Annotated in this window: 18 protein-coding genes; 4 read left to right on the top strand and 14 right to left on the bottom strand. The window is 66.7% G+C overall.

Going from position 1 to position 18160, the window contains the following annotated elements:
* Positions 1-92 precede the first annotated feature (92 nt).
* A complete protein-coding gene (locus tag BFE01S_RS18820) occupies positions 93-1031 on the top strand; it encodes a CobD/CbiB family protein (RefSeq protein ID WP_028226828.1) in 939 nt (312 codons plus the stop codon).
* 98 nt (positions 1032-1129) lie between these two features.
* Here the strand turns inward: BFE01S_RS18820 and BFE01S_RS18825 are convergent, their stop codons facing one another.
* The 3 genes from BFE01S_RS18825 to BFE01S_RS18835 are packed head-to-tail and all read right to left on the bottom strand — an operon-like array spanning position 1130 to position 3722.
* A complete protein-coding gene (locus tag BFE01S_RS18825) occupies positions 1130-1453 on the bottom strand; it encodes a putative signal transducing protein (RefSeq protein ID WP_028226829.1) in 324 nt (107 codons plus the stop codon).
* A 14-nt stretch (positions 1454-1467) separates the two neighbouring features.
* Positions 1468-2454: a ribosome small subunit-dependent GTPase A gene (rsgA, locus tag BFE01S_RS18830; protein WP_028226830.1), complete on the bottom strand. Its 987-nt coding sequence runs from the start codon at positions 2452-2454 to the stop codon at positions 1468-1470.
* Positions 2451-3722 carry a M48 family metallopeptidase gene (locus tag BFE01S_RS18835; protein ID WP_042337929.1) on the bottom strand — a complete coding sequence of 424 codons (1272 nt, stop codon included), beginning with the start codon at positions 3720-3722 and terminating at the stop codon, positions 2451-2453. Before BFE01S_RS18835 ends, rsgA begins: the two co-directional genes overlap by 4 nt.
* Before the next feature lie 133 nt (positions 3723-3855).
* Here BFE01S_RS18835 and orn point away from each other — a divergent pair, with 133 nt between their 5' ends.
* Entirely contained in the window at positions 3856-4482 is a 627-nt protein-coding gene (orn, locus tag BFE01S_RS18840; protein ID WP_028226832.1) for an oligoribonuclease, read from the top strand.
* Between the two features lie 55 nt (positions 4483-4537).
* Here the strand turns inward: orn and mog are convergent, their stop codons facing one another.
* Both mog and yjgA read right to left on the bottom strand, forming a co-directional pair.
* Positions 4538-5161, bottom strand: coding sequence for a molybdopterin adenylyltransferase (gene mog, locus BFE01S_RS18845; protein WP_042337930.1), 624 nt, complete (start codon positions 5159-5161; stop codon positions 4538-4540).
* Positions 5148-5756 (bottom strand): ribosome biogenesis factor YjgA, encoded by a 609-nt coding sequence (gene yjgA / locus BFE01S_RS18850; protein WP_174464460.1) that lies wholly within the window; start codon positions 5754-5756, stop codon positions 5148-5150. The genes mog and yjgA overlap by 14 nt, the downstream gene beginning before the upstream one ends.
* Positions 5757-5983: 227 nt before the next feature.
* Here yjgA and pmbA point away from each other — a divergent pair, with 227 nt between their 5' ends.
* Positions 5984-7354, top strand: a complete 1371-nt coding sequence (pmbA, locus tag BFE01S_RS18855) for a metalloprotease PmbA (protein WP_028226835.1) — start codon at positions 5984-5986, stop codon at positions 7352-7354.
* A 135-nt stretch (positions 7355-7489) separates the two neighbouring features.
* Here the strand turns inward: pmbA and BFE01S_RS18860 are convergent, their stop codons facing one another.
* The 9 genes from BFE01S_RS18860 to BFE01S_RS42350 form a co-directional block, all read right to left on the bottom strand.
* Positions 7490-8002: a dihydrofolate reductase gene (locus BFE01S_RS18860; protein ID WP_028226836.1), complete on the bottom strand. Its 513-nt coding sequence runs from the start codon at positions 8000-8002 to the stop codon at positions 7490-7492.
* A 176-nt stretch (positions 8003-8178) separates the two neighbouring features.
* On the bottom strand, positions 8179-9723 hold the full coding sequence (locus tag BFE01S_RS39290) for a sigma 54-interacting transcriptional regulator (protein WP_407668226.1): 1545 nt from the start codon (positions 9721-9723) through the stop codon (positions 8179-8181).
* A 45-nt stretch (positions 9724-9768) separates the two neighbouring features.
* Entirely contained in the window at positions 9769-11244 is a 1476-nt protein-coding gene (locus BFE01S_RS18875; RefSeq protein ID WP_156967078.1) for a hypothetical protein, read from the bottom strand.
* Between the two features lie 139 nt (positions 11245-11383).
* Entirely contained in the window at positions 11384-12214 is an 831-nt protein-coding gene (locus tag BFE01S_RS18880) for a hypothetical protein (protein ID WP_028226838.1), read from the bottom strand.
* Positions 12215-12229: 15 nt separating this feature from the next.
* Entirely contained in the window at positions 12230-12946 is a 717-nt protein-coding gene (locus BFE01S_RS18885; protein WP_028226839.1) for a C39 family peptidase, read from the bottom strand.
* A gap of 73 nt (positions 12947-13019) precedes the next feature.
* On the bottom strand, positions 13020-14438 hold the full coding sequence (locus BFE01S_RS18890) for a hypothetical protein (RefSeq protein WP_028226840.1): 1419 nt from the start codon (positions 14436-14438) through the stop codon (positions 13020-13022).
* A gap of 27 nt (positions 14439-14465) precedes the next feature.
* Positions 14466-15083: a hypothetical protein gene (locus tag BFE01S_RS18895; RefSeq protein WP_028226841.1), complete on the bottom strand. Its 618-nt coding sequence runs from the start codon at positions 15081-15083 to the stop codon at positions 14466-14468.
* The gene (locus tag BFE01S_RS18900; RefSeq protein ID WP_028226842.1) at positions 15080-15568 is read right to left on the bottom strand and encodes a hypothetical protein; all 489 of its coding nucleotides are present in this window, start codon (positions 15566-15568) and stop codon (positions 15080-15082) included. Before BFE01S_RS18900 ends, BFE01S_RS18895 begins: the two co-directional genes overlap by 4 nt.
* 88 nt (positions 15569-15656) lie before the next feature.
* Positions 15657-16172 carry a hypothetical protein gene (locus BFE01S_RS42350; protein WP_042337934.1) on the bottom strand — a complete coding sequence of 172 codons (516 nt, stop codon included), beginning with the start codon at positions 16170-16172 and terminating at the stop codon, positions 15657-15659.
* Positions 16173-16739: 567 nt separating this feature from the next.
* Here BFE01S_RS42350 and BFE01S_RS18910 point away from each other — a divergent pair.
* A complete protein-coding gene (locus BFE01S_RS18910; protein ID WP_028226844.1) occupies positions 16740-18131 on the top strand; it encodes a sigma-54 dependent transcriptional regulator in 1392 nt (463 codons plus the stop codon).
* Positions 18132-18160 lie beyond the last annotated feature (29 nt).

Raw genomic sequence — 18160 nt, forward strand, 5'->3', positions numbered from 1 at the left:
TGTTGTGCGTTTGCCGCCCGGTGCTCTGGCACATCTGGCCCTGTGATATCTTTGCAGCAATTTTCCAACACAAGCATCGCACGGCGCGTCGCATGACCTTCTTCTCCGTATTGCTGGCTCTCGTCATCGAACAGGTGCGGGCGCTTTCGCCGAACAACCCCGTGATGGGGCTCGTGCGCCTCAATGCGGAATGGGCCGCGCACGGCTTCGACGCGGGCAAGAAGAAACACGGGTTCATCGCGTGGCTCGTGGTCGTGCTGCCCTGGACGCTCGCCACGGCGCTCGTCTACTACGTGCTCTATCACATCAGCTTCGTGCTGGCGTTCCTGTGGAACGTCGTGGTGGTGTACTTCACGCTCGGCTTCCGGCAGTTCAGCCATTACTTCACCGATATCCACCTCGCGCTCAACAACGACGACGTGCCGCGCGCCCGCGAAATCCTGCGCGAATGGACCGGTCTCGACACGACCGACATGCCGGTGAGCGAAATCGTGCGCCACACGCTGATTCATGCCGTGGTGGCGTCGCACCGTCACGTGTTCGGCGTGTTCTTCTGGTTCCTCGTGCCGATCGGCCCGGCCGGCGCCGTGCTGTACCGCATCTCCGAATATCTGGCGCGCGAATGGTCGCGCCCCGCCGACGAGCGCAGCGAACTGTTCTCGAACTTCGCGCAGCACGTGTTCTTCGTGATCGACTGGGTGCCGGCGCGGCTCACGTCGTTGGGCTTTGCCATCGTCGGCAATTTCGAGGATGCGATCTACGCCTGGCGCAATCACGCGAATCAATGGCCCGACACCAACGAAGGCGTTTTGCTCGCGGCCGGCAGCGGCGCGCTGGGCGCGCGGCTCTCGGGGCCGCTGGCCGAGCCGTCGAGCCTCGACGCGCTCGCCACGCCCGGCGAGGGCGGCCCGTACACGGTCGGCGACGACTGCACGCCGCGTACGCTGCAATCGGCCGTGGGCCTCGTCTGGCGCGCCGTGATCCTGTGGATGATCCTGCTGCTCATGCTCACCATTGCCGTGTGGTTCTGACCGGCAGCCGGAATATCCCGCACGGTTCCTGACCTGCCAGGCAGACGGCCCGCTCGAAAGAGCGGGCCGTCTGCTTTGGTGCCTGCGATGCCGCAGGCTCACTCGTCGCGGATGTCGCGTTCCCGCCCGCACTGCCAGCACACCGTGAACTGCGCTTCCAGCGTCTCGCCGCACGCCGGGCAGTGCCAGGCCGGCGCGCCGGCCGGCGGCCCGCTCCGCGCCTCCTCGATCAGCCGCAGCGCCAGTTTCTCGTCGCGCTCATCCACGAGCCACAGTTCGGGTGCGCACTGCTCGGCGGGAATCTCGCCCATCGCACCGCTCAGATAGCGGTTGTGCAACTCGCACGGCACGCCGGCGGCGGCGAGGATGTTCATCCAGTGCTGGGCAACCAGCAAATTGGGCGCGCGCACGAGCCTGAGCATGGTGTGAGCGCCCTCTAGCGCAGGGTCTGGCTGATCTCGTGCATCAACTGGGCATAGAGCGCGTGTCGCTCCGGCGCGATGCGCCCGTCCTCGACCGCTTCGAGAATCGCGCAGCCCGGTTCGTGCAGATGATGGCAGTTGTAGAAGCGGCAGTGGGCGAGGAGCGGCCGGAATTCGGGGAACGCGCGTTCGAGCTTGCCTTCCGTGAGGTGGTAGAGGCCGAACTCCTGGAAGCCCGGCGAATCGATCAGCGCGCCGGTTTCGGGGCCGCCTGTGGGCCCATCCCCCGGCAGCGTATAGAGCCGCGTGAACGTGGTGGTATGGCGGCCGCTGTTCAGCGCCGTGGAGATCTCGCGCGTGGCCGCTTCGGCGTCGGGAATCAGCAGGTTCACGAGCGTCGATTTCCCCATGCCCGACTGGCCGAGCAGGATCGTCGCGTGACCGTGCAGATGATCCGCAAGCGCTTCGCGCGCGGCCTCCGGCTGGCCTTTCACGGATAGCTCCAGCACCGTGTAGCCGAGCGCCCGGTAGCGTTCGAGCCGCTCGCGCGCGAGCGGCAGGGCCGCTTCCACGTCGATCTTGTTGAGCACGATCAGCGGCTTGAGGCCGTTCGCCTCGGCGGCCACGAGCGCGCGGCCGAGCAGGTCTTCGCTGAAATGCGGCTCGGTGGCGAGCACGATCAGGAGCTGATCGAGGTTCGCCGCGAAGAGCTTCGACTTGTACTGGTCGGAGCGGTAGAGCAGGTTGCGCCGCTCGCCGATCGCGACGATCACGCCCTGGTCGGCCGAGGTCGATTGATACTCGACGCGGTCGCCCACGGCCACTTCGCTCTTCTTGCCGCGCGGGAAGCATTGCAGCGGCGCGCCGCCGCCTTCGGGCGCCACCAGGTAGTGGCGGCCGTGCGCGGCGATCACGACGCCGTGGAGCGTCCCGCTCGCCGCGCGTGACGACCCCGCCGGGGAGGCGCTCTTCGCGGCGCCCTTCGTTGCGCGCCGGTTCATGCGTGCGCGAGCAGGCGGTCGATCCGCTGCGAAGCCGGCGGATGCGAGTAGTAGAACGCCGTATAGAGCGGATCGGGCGTGAGCGTCGAAGCGTTGTCCTCGTAGAGCTTCACGAGCGCGTTGACGAGTTGCTGCGCGTCGGTCTGGGTGGCCGCGAAGGCGTCGGCCTCGAACTCGTGCTTGCGCGAGCTGAGGCTGCCAAGCGGCGTGAGAAAGAAGAGGAACACCGGCACGGCGATGAAGAACAGCACGAGCGCGAGCCCTTCGTTGCCGCCCAGCAGCGACGGCCGCACGCCGAGCCCTTCGTAGAACCATACGCACTGCGAGAGCCAGCCGAGCAGCGCGAGCAGCACGAGGCTGATGGCGAAGGTCACGAGCATGCGCTTGATGACGTGGCGGCGCTTGAAGTGGCCCAGTTCGTGCGCGAGCACGGCCTCGATCTCGCTGCCGGAAAGGCGCGCGAGCAGGGTATCGAAGAAAACGATGCGCCTGGCCGCGCCAAAGCCCGTGAAATAGGCGTTGCCGTGGGCGGAGCGGCGGCTGCCGTCCATCACGAAGAGGCCCTTGGCCGCGAAGCCGCAGCGCTGCATGAGCGCCTCGATGCGCGAGCGCAGGGCTTCGTCCCTCAACGGCTCGAACTTGTTGAAGAGCGGCGCGATGAAGCTGGGGTACAGCACCAGCACGAGCATCTGGAAGCCCACCCACACGCCCCAGGTCCACAGCCACCAGAGGCTGCCGGCCTGCTTCATGAGCCAGAGCACGACGAAGAGCAGCGGAATGCCGAAGGCCGCGCCGATCAGCAGGCCCTTGATGCGGTCCATGAAGAAAATGCGCTTCGTCATGCGGTTAAAGCCGAAGCGCTCTTCGATCACGAACTGGCGGTAGTAGTCGAGCGGCAGCTCCACGGCGCCGCTGATGGCGAGCACGGCGCCGATCAGTGCGATCTGGCCGACATAGTCGCGCCCGAGCCAGTCGGAGAGGCCGAGATCGAGCGCCTGCACGCCGCCGAGCAGCGTGAGCGCGATCAGCACGATGGCGGAGAGCACGATCTCGATCATGCCGAGGCGGGTGCGCGCGATGGTGTAGTCGGCGGCGCGCTGGTGGGCGGCAAGCGGGATCGTGGCCGCGAACTGCGCGGGCACGGCGCCGCGGTGGGCGGCCACGAAGCGCGTCTGGCGCGAGGCGAGCCAGAGCCTGGTCGCGACCATGGCGATCACTGCGATCACGAAGAGGGTGCTGAAAGTCAGCGCGGGGGACAAATTAGCCATCCGTGGGGTCCGTGGTATCTATGCGACAATTATATGTTCTTGCCGGCTGGCCGGCCGCAACTCGCCTGAATGAGGCGCCGTTGCGCCAAACGCTGTGCCAGAACCGCGTCCTTACCGTATCCGGGTTGCTTCCATGACTGACATTACTTCCGCCACGACGGCCGGCCAGGCGCCGGCGCTCGAACGCACCGACATGAACCTGATCTGGCTCGACATGGAAATGACGGGGCTCGACCCCGACAGCGACCGGATCATCGAAATCGCCGTGGTGGTGACGAATTCGAACCTCGACAAGCTCGTGGAAGGCCCGGTGCTGGCGATCCATCAGCCGGAAGCGGAGCTCGATCGCATGGACGAATGGAACCGCAACACGCACGGCCGCTCCGGGCTGATCGAGCGCGTGCGCGCTTCGACGGTGACCGAGGAGAGCGCCACCGAGCAGTTGCTGGCGTTCCTTTCGCAATACGTGCCGCCGGGCAAGTCGCCGATGTGCGGCAACTCGATCTGCCAGGACCGCCGCTTCATGGCGCGCTGGATGCCCACGCTCGAGCGCTTTTTCCATTACCGCAATCTCGACGTGAGCACGCTCAAGGAGCTGTGCCGCCGCTGGCAGCCTGCCATCTACAAGGGCTTCCAGAAGCGCGCCATGCACACGGCGCTGGCCGACATCCACGAGTCGATCGACGAACTCAAGTACTACCGCGAGCATTTCCTCGTGCCGGCCGCGAACCCGGCACCGGCGGGAGAAGCGGCACAGTAAGGGCCGCCGGAGGGCGCACGCGGCGAGGCCGCCTCGCGCCCTCGAGCTTCGGGTTTCACGCGCGCGGCGGCCGCTGCGCGCTCCTGGGCCGGAACGCCGCCACGACGTTCGGATCGGTTTCGATATACGGGCCGCCGATCAGGTCGATGCAGTACGGCACCGCCGCGAAAATGCCCGGCACCTTCACGGCGCCGGTTTCGTCGCGCAGACCTTCCAGGGTTTCCTTGATCGACTTCGGCTGGCCCGGCAGGTTGATGACGAGCGCGGCGTGATCCGCCGTTTCGCGGATCACCGCGACCTGGCGCGAGAGGATCGCGGTCGGCACGAAATTCAGGCTGATCTGGCGCATCTGCTCGCCGAATCCCGGCATTTCCTTCGTCGCCACCGCGAGCGTGGCCTCGGGCGTCACGTCGCGGCGCGCGGGGCCGGTGCCGCCCGTCGTCAGCACGAGGTCGCAGCCGAGGCCGTCCACGAGGGCCGTGAGCGTGGCCGAGATCGTCGCCGCATCGTCGTGGATCAGGCGCGTTTCCGCGCGCCACGGCGATTTGAGCGCGAGCGCCAGCCACGCCTCGAGCGCCGGAACGCCCTTGTCCTCGTACACGCCGGCCGTGGCGCGGTCGCTGACCGATACGAGGCCGATGACCAGTTCGTCCGGATGGCTGCGCTCAGGCCTCGTCATCGTCTTCGTCCTCGTTCGCGTCGTGGGCGGGCTCGTCGTCATCGTCCGGGCTGGCGCTCACGGTCTTGATCCACTGGAACAGCTCGCGGAAGTATCGGGGCGGGCGCCCCTGCTGCTGCTCGCGGCGCACGTTGCGGATCAGCGTGCGGCCTTCCTGGACGTCGGCGGCGGGATGCTGGCGCACGAACTCGGTGAGCGCGGCGTCGTCGGCGAGCAGCTTTTCGCGCGTGCGCTCGATCCAGTGCAGGCGCGCCGTGGCGGCCTTGTTCACGCCCCGGTACGCTTCGAGCGCGGTGCGCAGCGCGGCGACTTCGTCTTCGGTGAGGCCGCGCATCATGCGGCCCACGTACTGGAGCTGGCGGCGCTTGCCTTCGTGGTCGGTGATGCGGCGGGCCTCGTGGACGGCGTCCGAGAGGTCCTCGGTCATCGGCATGCGCTTGAGCGCGTCCCTGGACAGCTCGACGAGGGCCGTGCCCAGTTCCTGGAGCGCGGTCATCTCGCGTTTGAGCTGCGATTTGCTCGGGCGATCGTAGCCGTTGTCGTCCTGGTCGGCAGCGGCCTCGTTCATCGGTTGAATGCGGGTTTTGCGTTTCATGGGCGATATTGTAGCGTGCGCGCACGCCGGCGCCGGGCGCAGGCGTACGGGTGCGGCACGGGCCCGCTCCGGGCGCCGTACGCGTACCCGGCGGGCCGGACAAACCCCAGTCCGGTGCACGCGCTCATACCTTGCTATGATCGCGGGATGCGCCCACGAGGCGATGCATCCGATACACGACACGTCACCAGAGGGCCCGCGAGGCCCGGAACCGGACCGTAACGACAATGGCAGCAGACATCGAAGCCCGGCAGCGCTTTTTCCCGCACACCCAGGACGAACTGAAGGAGATCGCGTCGGACATTCTCCGTCACGCGAAGGCGCTCGGCGCGAGCGACGCGGCGACGGAAATCTCCGAAGGCGATGGCCTGTCCGTGTCTGTGCGGCGCGGCGAAGTCGAGACCATCGAGCACAACCGCGACAAGATGGTCGGCGTGACCGTCTATATCGGCAACAAGCGCGGCAATGCGAGCACCTCGGACTTCTCGCGCGAGGCGCTCAAGGACACGGTGGCGGCCGCCTACAACATCGCGCGCTTCACCGCCGACGACGACTGTGCGGGCCTCGCCGAGCACGACCTGCTCGAGACGGCGCCGCGCGACCTCGACCTCTACCACCCGTGGAATCTCTCGGCCGAGGAGGCCGTGGAGATCGCGCGCCGCGCCGAAGACGCCGCGTTCGCCACCGACCCGCGCGTGAAGAACTCCGAAGGCGCGAGCGTTTCGGCCCAGCATTCGCAGTTCGTGCTCGCCACCTCGGGCGGCTTTCTGCACGGCTATCCGTACTCGCGCCACTACATTTCGTGCGCGCCGATCGCGGGCACGGGCCGCAACATGCAGCGCGACGACTGGTACACCTCGCGGCGCAGCGCGAGCGAGCTGGCCTCGCCCGAGGCCGTGGGCCGCTACGCGGCCGAGCGCGCGCTTTCGCGCCTGAACGCGCGCGGGCTCGACACGCGCAAGGTGCCGGTGCTGTTCGAGGCGCCGCTCGCGGCGGGCATTCTCGGCGCGTTCGTGCAGGCCACGAGCGGCGGCGCGCTGTACCGCAAGACGTCGTTCCTCGTCGATAGCCTCGGCAAGCCGGTGTTCGCGCCGCATATCCAGATCGTCGAGGACCCGCACGTGCCGCGCGCCGCGGGCAGCGCGCCGTTCGACGAAGAAGGCGTGCGCACGCACCGCCGCGAAGTCGTGAAGGACGGCGTCGTGCAGGGCTATTTCCTCTCGTCGTATTCGGCGCGCAAGCTCGGCATGCAGACCACCGGCAACGCCGGCGGCTCGCACAATCTGCAACTGAAGAGCTCGCTCACGCAGCCCGGCGACGACTTCGAAGCGATGCTCAAGAAGCTCGGCACGGGTCTCCTGCTGACCGAGCTGATGGGCCAGGGCGTGAACTTCGTGACGGGCGATTATTCGCGCGGCGCCTCGGGCTTCTGGGTGGAGAACGGCAAGATCCAGTACCCGGTGGAAGAGATCACGGTGGCGTCCACGTTGCAGGAGATGTTCCGCCACATCGTCGCGGTGGGTGCCGATACGCTCGCGCGCGGCACGCGGCAAACCGGCTCGGTGCTTATCGAGCGCATGACGGTGGCAGGGCAGTAAGAGGGGTTATGGCGCGGGGGTTACAGCACGGGTTATGGCGCGGGTTATGCCGCTTACGTTGCGGCTCTCGGGCCGCAACGCCGCCATCAGCGCAATCGCAGCACAACGGCACGCCCTGGCGTGCCGTTGTCGTCTCTACGAGGGCAAAACCTGGTCGCGCCGCTCGTAAGTCACGAAGGCGAAGTCGAAATTGTTCGGGGCGTGCGCGTGCAGCGTTTCGCGCGCGGTCTCGCGCCAGTGCGCGGGGTCGGGGGCGGGGAAGTGCGCGTCGCCTTCGAAGTCGGCGGAGATCTCCGTCACGATGAGCTTGTGCGCGAGCGCAAGGCCCTCTTCGTAGAGTTGCGCGCCGCCGATCAGAAAGGCTTCGGGCGCCTGGTCCTGCGCCGCGAGCGCGAGCGCTTCGTCGAGGCTCGTGGCCGTGTCGCAGCCGGGAAAGCGTTTCGTTGCGTCGCGCGTCACGACGATGTTGCGGCGCCCGGGCAGCGCGCGGCCGATCGACTGGTGCGTCTTGCGGCCCATCACGATGGGCGCGCCCATGGTCGTGCGCTTGAAGAAGGCGAGGTCCTCGGGCAGGCGCCAGGGCAGGGCGTTGTCGCGGCCGATCACGCCGTTGCGGGCGCGCGCGACGATCAGGGTGAGCGTCGTCATCGAGTGAGTCGAAGTGGAGGTCATCCGCCCGATTCTACCCGACGCCGCTCACCCCGCTTGCTCCCCTTGCTTCGCTTCCCGGCTTGCCCGCACTGCGCCCGCGCCATCCACAGCATCCACAGCATCCACAGCATCCACAGCATCCACAGCATCCACAGCATCCACAGCATCCGGCGCTACTCGTGGTTCTCGACGGGCGGCTCCGGCTGGTGCTCGGCCGGGTTTTCCGCCTGATTTTCGGCGTCGCCCACGAAGATCGTCTTCTCGTCGCGCAGCCCGTGGGTGCCCATCAGCCGGTAGAGCGTCACGCGCGAGATGCCGAGGTCCGCGGCCGCCTCGGTAAGGCGGTGGCGGTGGCGCAGCAGCGCCGCCTCGATCGCACGCTTCTCGGCCGACTCGCGGGCCTGCGCGAGCGTCACGGTCTGCTGCTCCGTGAACTGCGCGAGGTCGAGATCTTCCGCTGCGATCAGCTTGCTTTCGGCCATGACGATGGCGCGCCGCACGCGGTTGATGAGCTCGCGCACGTTGCCGGGCCAGTTGTAGTTGTACATGGCCTCGATCGCGTCGGGCGTGAAGCCGCGGATCTTGCGCGCGCTGTCCATCTTGAACTTGTGCAGCACGTGATGCGCGAGGATTTCGATGTCCTTGCCGCGCGCGCGCAGCGGCGGCTCGTCCACGCGCAGCACGCACAGGCGGTGGAACAGGTCCGCGCGGAAGCGTCCTTCGCGCATCGCCGCTTCGAGATCGACGTGGGTGGCCGAAATGATGCGCACGTCCACGGGAATCTGCTCGTGGCCGCCGAGGCGCTCGATCTTGCCTTCCTGCAGAAAGCGCAAGAGGCTCGCCTGGCTTTCCATCGGCAGGTCGCCGATTTCGTCGAGAAAGAGCGTGCCGCCGTTGGCCGCTTCCACACGTCCCACCTTGCGCTGGTTCGCGCCCGTGAACGCGCCGCGCTCGTAGCCGAACAGTTCGGATTGCAGAAGATGGTGCGGAATCGCGCCGCAGTTGATCGGCACGAACCCCGCCTTGCGCCGCTGCGAGCGCTCGTGGATCGCGAGCGCGGTCAGCTCCTTGCCCGTGCCCGACTCGCCGGAGATGAACACGGTGGCGTCGGTGTTCGCGACCTTGCGGATCGTGCGAAAGAGCTGCTGCATCGCTTCGCAGGTGCCCACCATCTCGTCTTCGTCGCGGTTCGTGGCCGTGGGGGCCGCGGGCGCGTCGAGCTCGCACAGCGCCACCATGCCGAACGCGTGGCCCACGAGGTAGTCGAGCGTGGCGTTCGTGACGGGCAGATGCACATAGTCGAAGCAGAAGTGGCGGATCAGCCGCCGCACCTCGGGGTCGGTGAGGCGCGCCGTGTCGGTGAGCGCGATCCAGCCCACCTGCTGCAGCCGCAGCACCGCTTCGATGCCGGCGAAATCGCGCGGCGCGAAGCCAGTGAGATCGACGATGCCGGCGCAGGAGGTGTCGGCCTTCACGATGCGCGAGGCCTCGTGCGCCGTGCGCGCCGTCGCGAGGTCCCAGCCGCGGCTCTTCAGGTAGGCGGCAAGCGCCGGGTCCGGCGTGCGGGCGAGATAGAGCAGGGTACGCTCGGGTTCGACGGCGGGCCGCGCCGCGGATTCGCAGGATTCGGCGGACGCGCCGGGCCCGGCGAGCGCTGCGGCCGCATCCGGCGGCGGCGCCACGGAAAGCCGCTGGGCCGCCCCGGCCAAAGGCGTCACGGTGGCGCTCAGGTGAGAGGTTTCGCGCACGATCGACCTCATGGATCAGAAGGTATAGGGGAAACGCACACCGACGACGAAGTTCGGCGCGTCGGGCGTGAGGCCCACCGCAACCGCGCCGTTGATCGTCAGGTGCTTGTTCACCACGTGATTCAGACCGAAGTTCAGTGTCGAAGCGGTGGTCTGGCTGCCGGGCACGCCGGTCCAGCTGCCGCCCGGCGCCTTGGTCCTGGACTCGGGTTCGATTGCCATCGTATAGGAGATGCTGGCCGAATCCTTGTCCGAGAACGCGAGTGCGACGCCGCCGCCGAACTGGATGATGTCGCCGAGCTTCACGTCGGCGGGTTCGGTCTGCCCGATCACCGACGAGATGTCGGCGAACGAGCGCGAAATGTTGTACGTGTACGAGAAGCTGCCGAACAGCACGACCGGGTCGTAGGTCTTCAGCACCGAGAGCCCGGCCGTCACGTTCCAGAAGCCGGTGCCGGTGGGCAGCTTGTCGGGGGCGACGAGATTGGTGTTGTCGCCGTCCACCTGCTGCACCTTGATGCCGAACGGCGAACTGCCGGTGGTGCTCTTCACGCGCAGGCTGCCGACCACGTCGGGCAGGTTGTTGGTTTCCTTCAGGAACTGGTAGTACACCCCGAAGTTCACGTCGCCGATGTCGCTCGAATTGGCCGAGGCGTCGGAGAGCGTGCTCGCGGCGCCGCCCGCGCCGCCCACGATGAAGGTGCTGTGCCGGTAGATGTAGGGCACGTCCACGTCGACGCTGATGCGGTCCGTGAGGCCGTAGCGCACGTCGAGGTCGGCCATCAGCTGGTGAGACTTGGTCTCGCCGAGGTTGATGTTGCCGAGGAAGATTGCATCGAGCGCGAGGAAGCCCGAGAGCTGCAGCTGGCGCCGGTCGTAGTAGGTATCGCTGATACCCCAGTCGAGCGTGAGCTTGTGGTCGAAGAGCGGCGCTTCCTGGCGCTGCACGACGGCCTGCTCGGCATCGGTGCGGGCCGGCTGGGCCTCTTTCTGCGTTTCGCCGACCGTGGGGTTCGCGGGATTCACGCCCACGGGCGCGCCCTGCTGCGGGCCGCTCGAGGCCTGGCCGCCGGTGGCGCCATTGGTCTGGCCGGCGTCGGGCGAGGGCGGGTTGACGGGCACGCCGGTGGCCGTACCCGTGAGCGAGCCCGGCGCGGTGGCGCCCGGCAGCGCCTGGGCGAGCGGCGGCAGCGGGACGGGCAGGCCGTCTGCGCCGGGCTGCTCGGCCACGGTGGCGTCGGAGGCGGCGTCGGGCGCGCCCGCGCCCGGCAGGCCGCGTCCGCGTTGCGACATCTCCAGATTCGTGACCTGGCGCTCGAGCGACTGGATCTGTTTCTGCTGCTGGTCGACCACCCGCATGAGCGTATTGAGGCGGTCTTCGACCGACTGGTTCTGAAGTTCCTGTGCGAACGCCGACTGCGCGAGCGCGAACAGCATGGCGGCTGCGGGTATGGCCGCGAGCTTCAGGCGCGGCATGCCCGACTTCTTCATCGTGTTCATTCTTCTTTCCCCCCCCGGGTTTGCAGACGGGCGCGCGCCGGTCTCTCCGGCTTGGCGCCCGCTTACAACCATGCTTCGTTGATACTGCCGTACTGCCTGCGGGTCTTTCGCCCGCGATCGTGTCTCCTCCCTAGTGGATATTGCGCAGCGCCTGTAATACGCCGGTCTGCCGGATCATGGCGGCGTTCATCTGCTGCGTCTGCAGACTCAACGCCAGTTGATTGGAGACCTGCTGGTTGTTGCCTGCGATCTGGAGCAACTGGGCGATCGCGCCGGCCTGTTGCGCACTGCTCGGCACGATGCTCTGCGTCGCGATGCCGGCGGGCGTCTGCACCGACACGTTGATGCTGTTATTGGCGAACGTGATGCCCGCGGTAATGCTGCCGTTCGCATTCGTTGCAAAGGCACTCGACTGGTTGCTCGCGCCCGCAATGTTGGCGAGTTGCTGGGCGTTGCTGCTGTAGTCGATGGTCGCGCCGTTGACGCCGACGTTGCCGTTGCCGGCGACCTGCGTGATTTGCGAAATGCCGTTGACGGCCACGTTCTGGCCGCCCGTTGCGCTCGCGTTGGGATTGGCGCCGCTGTTATGCGGGTTGTTGCCGCCCACCACGTTGGCGTAGGTCTGGACCTGGGCGCTCAGCTGGTTGCTGGTGTTTTGTGCGACGCTGAGAGCGCCTTGCGCGACAGCCGTCGCGCCGTTGGGCAATTGCCACTCGGAAAGCAGGCTCAGGACGAACCCGGAAATCATGTTGCTGCCGGCGTACTTGCCGGTCTGGTGAGAGAGCACGTCGTCATCGACGGGCTGGCACTGAATGCCCTGTTGCGCGGCGACGCCGGCCGACAGGAAGGGCGGCAACGTCTGGGCTTCGATGCTTCCGGCGACAGGCGCACCGCTCGCATGGCTGCAGGCGAGCGCAAGGAGCGCTGCCGTGACGCCATACTTTGAGAGGTTGCGGTTCATGGCTGGACTGTGACATCAGAACCATACGGCTTTTTCAAGGCCGTAATCGACAAAGGGGGTCGCCGCGGTGCCGTTTGTCAATGCACTGGCACGCAGCTTGAGCGCGAGCGACTCGTTGTTCTGCAGCAAAGGCGAATCCTCCCTGAAGGGCTTGCCGAGCACGGCGAAGACGAGACCATTCCAGGTCTTTGCGAAGTCGTCCTCGGTCACGATGCGATTGCCCAGTGCGGGGTCGGCGAGGAACACGCGCCCGTTCTCGGCATGCTTCACGATCACGAAATGCTCGTAGCCGTCGATGTTCATGAGGACGAGCACGGGAATCTGCAGGTGGTAGAGCGCGTCGGTGTTGACGCGAAAGCCGCGTCCGCGCAGGCCGATCGTTTCGACGAACTTCTTCATGTCGAGCATCGAGAAGCCATTCTTCACCACAACCTCCGGCGTCGAGTACACCATCATGCGGCGGATCAGCTCCACCTCGGGGATGTCGATGCCGTAGCCGTCCTTGAGGAGCGTCGCGAGTGCCGCCGCACCGCAGCTATAGTCGAACTGCTGGGTGACTATGCCGGCGTAGCGGATCTCCTTCATCGAGCGTATCGGCAGCTTCACCGGCACGCCAATGAGGTTAGTCGCATCGAGCACGGATTGTGCGTGGGCTGGCGCACACAATACGCAAGCTGTTGCGAACGCAATGACACACGCTTTCGACGCCGGGAAGCGGTCGAGCCCGGGCATGATGGTCTCCTGCTTGAGGTTGCGCCGGCCGCTGCAGTGGCGGCCGGCGCGGGTGGTGCCTTTCAAACGTTGCTTACTTGCCGACCGTCAGAGCTGCGATGGCGAGGCCGTTGTGCTGCACGTTGCCAGCGCCGCCGGCGATATTCACGCCGATGTTGCCGCTGGCCCCGGCAAGCGCGCTGCCGGCCATCGAAGCGGTACCGCCGAACGAACCGTTGAAGTTCAGGCTGGCTTGCTGGCTGTTCTGGTCGGTGGCGACCATCGCAGCGCCGGACGGAGCCGTCTTGTCGGTGCTGCTGGCGGCGGCGAGGCTGTTGTTCTGCACGTTGCCCACGCCCGCTGCGACGTTCACCCCGATGTTGCCGCTTGCGCCGGCGAGCACGTTGCTGCCGATCGAAGCATTGACGTTGAAGTTCTTGATCGACGCGTTGCCCGAGGACGACTGGCTGTTGAAGATCTGGGCGTTGCCGAACACATTGCCCGCATCGATCATGGCCAGCGAAGCGTCGTTGCTCTGCGCGTTGTCGACACCTTGCGTGATGTTGATGCCGACGTTGCCCGAGACGGCCGACGCACCCGACGAGGCGCCGCCGATGTTCGCGTCGAGCGAACCGGTCGGGATGCCGTTGTAGTGCGTCGTGACCGAGCCGGTCGTCGTTTCGTTGACCGTGTTGTCATGCGCGTTGAGGTTCCACTTGGCGTTGACCGAGGCCGAGTTGACGGCGCCGTACATCTTATAGCCGCTCGACTGTTCGCCGAAGGCTTGATAGCCCGAGCCTTCGTCGGCCTTGTAGCCCCACACCGAGCCCTGGCCCGAACCTTCCGTGGCTTCGAAGTAGCCGCCAACACCCGAACCCTTGGAATAGCTGGACTCGTTGTAGCCGGCGGAGAGGCCGCCCTGGATGTAGCCGCCGCCGCCGCTGGCGCTGTTCTTGCCCTTGCCATAGCCGTAGCTATAGGTGCCATACGAGCCGCCGGCATGGCCGCCTGCGGAGATATGGCCGCCCTGGCTCTGGTTCTGGTCGTAGAAGTAGCCGCCGATGCCCGCGCTTTGCTGGCTATGTTCGTAGCCGCCGCCGGCGACGGACGCCGACTGGTTGCCATAGCTATAGCCCGACGATTCCTGGAAGCCCTGTGCGCCGGCCGAAGCGCTGAACACCTTCGTCGTGATCGAGCCGGAGGCGCTGCCGCCCGCGTTGATCGACTGCTTCGTGTTGTCGTACCTGGTCGTCACGGCCCCGGTGGTGTAGGTGCCGGTCGGCAGGTTCGGCGTGAGCGTCACGCCGTCCAGGTTGGCGCTTTGCGTGTTGTTGACGACGGCGCCGGTGGTGCTCGACACGCCGACACAACCATACAGCAGGACACCGCCCCACACGTCGACGCCTTCGTTGACGATCGTCGAGTTGAAGATGAACGGATCCTTCCAGCCGTGGGCGAAGACGCTGCCCGACGAGACCGCAAGAACTGCCGCAGCAATGAGAGTGCGCTTCATGATGTCGCTCCGATACTGATTGGTCAGTTAGAAAAGAGTGCCCGCCGGGGGACGGAGCACAAAACTGTTCGCCGTAGCATTACCGGCTCCGACGGTCTGGTTCACCTGCACGAGACCAGTCGCATTCCTGAACGCGGTACTGCCGATACTCGCTTCACGAATGCCACTGGCCTGGGCCGATCGACCCGGACCCCCGTTCGTTGCCGCCGCCGCAGACAGATCCCCGTCTGAGACAGTTTCAACACCGATCACACCAGCGCCGATCCTGGCGCTGTTGCTCTGGGTATTTCCCACGCCGGCAGTCTGGTTGACCATGACTGCGCCGGACGCGTTGGCGAAGGCGCCTGCACCGATGCTCGCGCTCGCATAGGGGAGGCGGGCTTTGGCGCCGGCGGCCTGTGCGCTGCTGGTGCCGTTGACCATCAGCGGCGCGCCGCTCGTGATCGTCAACTGATTGGCCTGGGCGTTGTTCAGACCGGCCGCCTCGTTGACGGTGACCGCCCCGACCGTGCTGTTCGCCGCGCCCGCGCCGATATCCGCCACGGCGCCCACTACGGCCTGGGCGTGGGCCGTGCCCGCGGCGAATGCGGCGAACACGACGGCGGCGGCCAGCGGCCAGCGCGAGAGAAGAGGGCGCGCGCTCATTTCACGGCTCCGAGTGCTGCCGAAATCGGCGAGAGTGCGCCTGTCACGGCGCCGGCGATCGAGCCGCCCATGCTGCCGGCCTGGACGCCCGAGCCCATGCCCATGGCGTTGCCGTTCTCGCGGCCGGCCAGCAGGCCCGTGAGCATCTGCATGCTGGCGGCCGTGGCGCCGGCGGTGGTGCTCGGCGAGACGCCCGAATTGCCGTGCGCGCTCGTGAGCTCGGCGTCGGAGACGACGGCGGCCATGGTCGGGTTGAAGCTGTTGGCCGGGAAGGTGGTGGCGCGCACGAGCACCGGGTCCTGGCTCTTCGGCACGCTGTCGAAGGCGCTGCGCGGCGTGATATTGCGCTCGACGATGATGTCGCCGGGATTCACGGCTTGCGCCCTCGCCCCTGCTGCTGCCCCCGCCGCAAGGAGCGCGCAGACGGCTGCGGCGAGCCTTGCTGAACGCCGGCCAGAGGCTGGCGTCGTAGTACGTCCTGTCATGTCGGTCTCCTGCCGGTTCGGCGCGTCTTGCGTTGCGCGCCGTGCCGGACGCCGTGCCGCGCGAGCGGCCCGGCCTGATTGCTCTGGCTTATCTTCTCGTGTAGCTGGCAACGTTTCCTTGCGCGGCCTGCGAACTGTCGACCGGGATCGGCAGCGGGGCGGGCGGTGCGATTTCATCCCACAGGGTGACGCTGTTGGCGCCGTGCATGAGCTGCGGCGTGGCGGCCACCATCAACATGCCGACGGCGCCGCCGCGCTGGTGCGAAAGCGTCTGGTCGTCCAGCGCGCCGATGCCTGCCACCACGCTGTCGTCGGCGGCCGGAGACGGATCGGCAGCGACGGGGCCGCTGTCGGCACCCAGGTTGTCGGCGGGCGCCGCGCCCCGTTCGAACGTCGCGGAGATGGGCTTCGCGTCGCCGAACGTGCTGCTGCGCGTTGCAGGAATGACATCGGCCATCACATTCGCCGCGGCCGAGGCGACCTGCGCGCCGGCGTCGAACGACTGCGCCTGTGCCGGCGCCGCGAGTGCAAGAAGCGCGGCGGCCGCGAGGGCGGCGGCGCTGCCGGCAAACTGGCGTTTGACATTTCGGTGATCGAGTCGCATGGCGTATCTCCTGATGCGGGAGATTTAGCGAAACGTGTGCCATGCGCCGCAATCCGTTGATGCGCTTCGGTGTAGGGTATTTTCTGCGGAATTTGAACGGCTGATTTTCACCAAAACGTTTCAGTGCTGAAACGCTGAAACGTCAAATCGCGGTTGGGCGCGGTTGCGCATTGCGCGCAAGTAACATCCGGTAAGGCGGTTTTTAATCCGGGAAGCAATAGTCGAAAGAAAACATCGGGATTAATTTGTTCCGACTATTCGAGGGGTTTGCGCGGGATTGCGCGTATGGAAGCCTTTCCATCCGGCCCGTTTTGATCCGCCGGGCATATTTCCTATCCATCCGGCCTGAGCATATAGTAAGCTTCAGAAAACGCTGTAAAGCTCAAAACAAAAAGCCCACAGAGGCCACTGACACACGCCGCAGATCGGGGTTATGCCCTCAGCAAAAAGCATGTCCGTTCGCCACCATTCGAGGGGGCGGTGAAATGGCGCTTGATTGCTGCGTATCTGCCATTCAGGTGCGTGCCGTCATTCTCCAACACTGTGTTTGGCGAGAGGATCTGAATAATGGAACCCGCAACGCGGCAATTGATATACGTGACGCGAGATCCCAATGCGGCGCTGCACGAGCGTTTCCACGAGCGGGGCTGGCACGTGGAAATCGTCGGCAACGCACGGGATGCACGCCGGGCGCTGCGCGCCGGCAACCCCGCGGGTGGTCTGCTCGACCTGTCCAGTCATTTTCATCTGCACGAAATCGGTTCGTTCGAGCCGTGTCTCACGTTGCCTCACGTCGGCTGGGTGGCGGCCACCACCACGGGCCAGTTGAAGGACGCCGCACTGCGCCGTCTCGTGCGCGACTACTGTTTCGATTACGTAACGGTGCCCTGGAACGGCGAGCGCATTGTCGATTCCGTCGGTCATGCTTATGGCATGGTTTCGCTCGGCGAATCGGCTTCGAACGACACCTCGGGCGGCGCCGAGGGCGAAATGGTCGGCTCGTGCGAGGCGATGCTTGCGCTCTTTCGCTCGATCCGCAAGGTGGCGATGACCGACGCGCCGGTGTTCATCTCGGGCGAGTCGGGCACGGGCAAGGAGCTGACCGCCGTCGCCATTCACGAGCGTTCGGCGCGCCGCAATGCGCCGTTCGTGCCGATCAACTGCGGCGCGATCCCGCCGCACCTGTTGCAGTCGGAACTCTTCGGCTACGAGCGCGGCGCCTTCACGGGCGCGAACCAGCGCAAGATGGGGCGTGTGGAAGCGGCCAACGGCGGCACGCTCTTTCTCGACGAGATCGGCGACCTGCCGATGGAGAGCCAGGCGAGCCTCTTGCGCTTCCTGCAGGAAGGCAAGATCGAGCGGCTGGGCGGCCATCAGTCGATGCCGGTGGACGTGCGCATCATCTCGGCCACCCACGTCGATATGCGCGCGGCCATGCACGAAGGACGCTTCCGCCAGGATCTGTATCACCGCCTGTGCGTGCTGCAGATCGACGAGCCGCCGCTGCGCGCGCGCGGCAAGGACATCGAGCTGCTCGCGCGCCACATGCTCGAGCGTTTTCGCAAGGACGGCAGCCGTCGGCTGCGCGGCTTCTCGCCCGACGCGATCGCCGCGCTTCACAACTACAGTTGGCCGGGCAACGTGCGCGAGCTCATCAACCGCGTGCGGCGGGCGATCGTGATGTCGGAGGGGCGGGCCATCACGGCGCGCGACCTCGAACTCGGCGACTATGTCGAGGTGGTGCCGGTGTCGCTCGCGCAGGCGCGCGAAGCTGCCGAGCGCCAGGCGATCGAGCTTGCGCTGCTGCGCCATCGCGGGCGCCTTGGCGACGCGGCCCAGGAACTGGGCATCTCGCGCGTGACGCTCTACCGGCTCCTGTGCGCGCACGGCATGCGCCACATGGAAAGCGAACCGCTCGCGCCGCATCCGGGCGGGCTGGCTTCGGGCGGCGGGGCATAAGGCGGGCAAAGGCGGCGGGTACACGCGAC

It is taken from the genome of Paraburkholderia ferrariae NBRC 106233 (assembly GCF_000685035.1).
GTDB classification, from domain to species: Bacteria; Pseudomonadota; Gammaproteobacteria; order Burkholderiales; family Burkholderiaceae; genus Paraburkholderia; species Paraburkholderia ferrariae.